This is a genomic window from Micromonospora sp. M51, from assembly GCF_018070305.1.
GTDB lineage: Bacteria > Actinomycetota > Actinomycetes > Mycobacteriales > Micromonosporaceae > Micromonospora > Micromonospora parva.
The window spans coordinates 1-3762 of sequence record NZ_JAGPXZ010000617.1 but is presented as its reverse complement, the minus strand read 5'-3'; the positions used below and the strand labels follow the sequence as shown (position 1 = coordinate 3762).

Here is a 3762-nt window from a genome sequence, read left to right as displayed (position 1 = left end):
GTGCCGTTGGGCGCGCCCCGGGCCGGGGCGGCGTCCCTGCTGGCGTACAACGCCCTGCGGCCACCGAAGGTGCGCGCGCTGCGGGCGGTGCTCGGCGGGTTGGCCCGGTTGGGTCGGGTGGGGCTCGCGCCCTTCCCGACGTTGACCGTCACGGTGCCGGCCGGGGTGCCCGCCGCGGACCTGCTGCTGAGCGAGCGGCTCTCCGCCGACCTGGGTGACACGCCACTGCTGGCCGCTTTCGGGGTCCGCCCACCCGACCCGAACGGCAAGCCCACCCTGCAGCTCTTCGACGCCGACGGGCGTCCGCGCGGCTACGCGAAGATCGGCTGGAATGACGCGACCCGCGCGCTGGTCAGCGCGGAGGCGGCGGCGCTGCGGGCGTTGCCCGCGGTGGCCGACGTCGCCGACCACCCGACGCCGCCGAGGCTGCTCGCCGAGGTGTCCTGGGCGGGCCAGGTGGTCGCGGTGATCGAGCCGTTGCCTCCCGCGGTTCGCGGTGTGCCGGTGGACGACCCACCACGGATCGCCGCGCTGCTCGCCGTCGCCCGGCGCGGCGGCCCGGCAGGCACCCCTCGTCCGCTGCTCGACTCGGCCTTCCTGCACCGGCTGGGCGATCAGGCCGGCCGGGCCGCGGCGACCGAGCCGGGCGGTGCGCGGGCGGTCGCCGCGGTCTGCGCGCTGGCCCGCCGGCACGGCGACACCAGTGTCGAGTTCGGTCACTGGCACGGCGACTGGGTGCCGTGGAACCTGGGCTGGCACGCCGGCCGGTTGGTCGCCTGGGACTGGGAGCACAGCGGGCCGGACGTGCCGGTCGGTTTCGACCTGGCGCACGACGCGTTCCAGCGCGCGCTCGTGCTGCGGGGGGAGCCGGCGGAGGTCGCCGCGTCGGCCGTCGACGGGTATCTGAGCCGGCACGGTGAGCGGCTCGGTCTCGACGCGGCGCAGCGCCGGCTCGTCGCCGACGCGTACCTGGTGGAGATGTGGTTGCGGACCTGGCGGCTGGCCGACGCGGGCGCGGGCTGGAACGCCGCACTGCATCCCGCACTGTTGGACGTCATCGAGAAAAGACATAGCGGCTGATCGGGAGGAATCGCGGCGGCGCAGGCACGCCGCAGAGTAACGACAAAATCGCAGGTGGTCATGACGATCGATGGACCTCGGACGTTCGGTGCGCCCGCACCACCTGCTGCGGAGATCGTCATCTCGGCCGGTCGCTCTATTCAACGACCGGGGATCGTGTGATCTGCTTCTGCCTGGCGTGAACTGAAATTCCAAGCGAACTTGTGGGGAGTCGCGTGGACACGAACAACGACGACAGTGGGGCACCGGTGCTGCTGCTGGTCGGCTCCAGCGGCGGGCACCTGGCCCAACTACTGGCCTTGCGGCCCTGGTACGAACGGTGGCGGCGCTGCTGGGTCACCTTCGACACCCCGGAGGCGGTGTCGCTGCTGGCCGGCGAGGACCTGGTGCCGGCACACCACCCGACCACCCGCAACGTGCCGAACCTGCTGCGCAACGCGCTGCTGGCCTGGCGTGTGCTGCGGGCGCGGCGGGTCGCCGCCGTGGTCACCACCGGCGCCGGGGTGGCGGTGCCGTTCGTGGTGCTGGCCCGGTTGCGGCGCATCCCGACCGTCTACATCGAGGTGTACGACCGGATCGACACCCCGACGCTCACCGCCCGGCTCTGCCGGCCGTTCCTGTCCGCGATGCTCGTGCAGTGGGACGAGCAGCGCCGGCAGTACCCCGAGGCGACAGTCGTCGGGACGCTGCTGTGACGGGGGAGACGGGCACCGCCTGGCGTCCGCAACCGAGCACCGAGGCGGCCCGCCTGCCGCGCCAGCGCGACAGCTCGGCGGTCGCCCAGCTGCGACTGCTGGTGGCGGTGGGCACCGACAAGCACCAGTTCGACCGGCTCGTGGACTGGCTGGCGCAGTGGCACACGCAGGCCGCCGTCCCGATCGGGCTGACCGTCCAGCACGGGCACACCCGCGCGCCCCAGGTGCCCGGCGCGGTGGCGTTCCTCGGTCACGACGCGTTGCAACAGGCGATGAGCGACGCGCACCTGGTGGTCTGCCACGGTGGCCCGGCGACCATCCTGGAGGCCCGCCGGCACGGCCACCTGCCCATCGTGGTGCCCCGCGACCCGGCTCGCGGTGAGCACGTCGACAACCATCAGCTTCTCTTCGCCCGCCGGCTCGGCGCCGCCGGGCTGGTGGCGCTCTGCGAGACCCGGGAGGCGCTGCACGACGCGCTGACCGCAGGGGTGGCCGACCCATCCCGGTACGCGGTGGCCGCCGACCCGCAGGCACACGAGGCACAACGGGCGGCGGTGGCCCGGGTCGGGCAGATCATCGACGACCTGGTGGCCCGTTCGACCCCGCGCCCACCCCGGTGGCGGGCCTGGTCCCGGCCGCGTCCGGGTACGGAGGAGATTCGATGACCCAGCAGCCGAGCGTCAGCGTCGTGGTGCCCACCCGGGACCGCCCCGAGCTGCTGCGGGCGGCGGTGCGCGCGATCCTGGCGCAGGACTACCCGGGCCCGATCGAGGTCGTGGTGGTGTTCGACCAGTCCGCGCCCGACGAGTCGTTGACAGCGCTGGGCAGCGACCCGACCCGCGTGGTACGCGTGATCAGCAACACCCGTACCGCCGGGTTGGCCGGGGCGCGCAACAGCGGCACCCTCGCGGCCGAGGGTGAGCTGGTCGCGTTCTGCGACGACGACGACGAGTGGCTGCCCGGCAAGCTGGCCGCCCAGGTCGACGCGTTGGCCGGTGATCCGGCCGCCGAGTTCGTCTGCTGCGGCATCCGGGTCACCTATGACGGGCACACCGTCGACCGGGTGCTCGACAAGGACCGGATCACCCTGGACGACCTGTTGCGCGACCGGATGACGGAGCTGCACCCGTCGACCTTCCTGATCCGCGCCACCGCGCTGCGCGACGGGTTCGGGCTGGTCGACGAGGAGATTCCGGGCAGCTACGCGGAGGACTACGAGTTCCTGCTGCGGGCCGCGCGCAGCGCGCCGCTGATCAACCTGCGGACGCCGTCGGTGCTGGTCCGCTGGCACAAGCGCTCGTACTTCGCGCAGCGCTGGGACACCATCTCGGAGGCGTTGCAGTGGTTGCTGCGGCGTTATCCGGAGTTCGCCGGTCAACCGGCCGGCGAAGCCCGGGTGGCAGGGCAGATCGCGTTCGCCCAGGCCGCCGCCGGCGACCGCCGGGGCGCGCTGCGCTGGGCCCGGCGCACCCTGCGCAGCAACCCCCGGGAGCCGCGCGCCTACCTGGCCCTCGCCGTCGCCGGTCGGGTGGTCCGGGCCGACGCGGTGCTACGCACCCTGCACAAGCGCGGTCGGGGGATCTGAGCCGCCGTCGACGGGTGCGGGGCACAGGACGCCCGGCTCACAGGCGGCGGCGTCCGCTGGGCGGGACGGTCCGGGGAGCGTGCCGCGCCGGTGGCGGGCCGTGACAGACTGACCGCTGTGTTGCGTTGGCTGACTGCAGGTGAATCGCACGGTCCCGCCCTCGTCGCGATGCTGGAGGGGGTGCCGGCCGGCATCGAGGTGACCACCACCGAGATCGCCGACGAGCTGGCCCGTCGCCGGCTGGGTTACGGCCGGGGTGCCCGGATGTCGTTCGAGCGGGACGAGGTCGAGCTGCTCGGCGGCCTGCGGCACGGCGTCACCCTGGGCAGCCCGGTGGCGATCCGGGTCGGCAACTCCGAGTGGCCGAAGTGGCAGACCGTGATGGCCGCCGACCCGGTCGAC

The 3762-nt window shown here is 73.7% G+C and carries 5 protein-coding genes; all 5 read left to right on the top strand.

What is annotated here, in order from left to right; translation table 11 throughout:
• A partial coding sequence (locus KBX53_RS25640) for a hypothetical protein (protein ID WP_210862081.1) occupies window positions 1–1080 on the top strand: 1080 nt, incomplete at its 5' end.
• Window positions 1081–1295: 215 nt separating this feature from the next.
• The gene (locus tag KBX53_RS25635; RefSeq protein WP_030335627.1) at window positions 1296–1775 is read left to right on the top strand and encodes a polysaccharide biosynthesis protein; all 480 of its coding nucleotides are present in this window, start codon (window positions 1296–1298) and stop codon (window positions 1773–1775) included.
• Window positions 1772–2440, top strand: coding sequence for a glycosyltransferase (locus KBX53_RS25630; RefSeq protein ID WP_051708748.1), 669 nt, complete (start codon window positions 1772–1774; stop codon window positions 2438–2440). The genes KBX53_RS25635 and KBX53_RS25630 overlap by 4 nt, the downstream gene beginning before the upstream one ends.
• Window positions 2437–3360 (top strand): glycosyltransferase family 2 protein, encoded by a 924-nt coding sequence (locus tag KBX53_RS25625; protein WP_030335631.1) that lies wholly within the window; start codon window positions 2437–2439, stop codon window positions 3358–3360. Before KBX53_RS25630 ends, KBX53_RS25625 begins: the two co-directional genes overlap by 4 nt.
• Before the next feature lie 117 nt (window positions 3361–3477).
• The coding region (locus tag KBX53_RS25620) for a chorismate synthase (protein WP_210862079.1) at window positions 3478–3762 on the top strand (285 nt) is incomplete at its 3' end.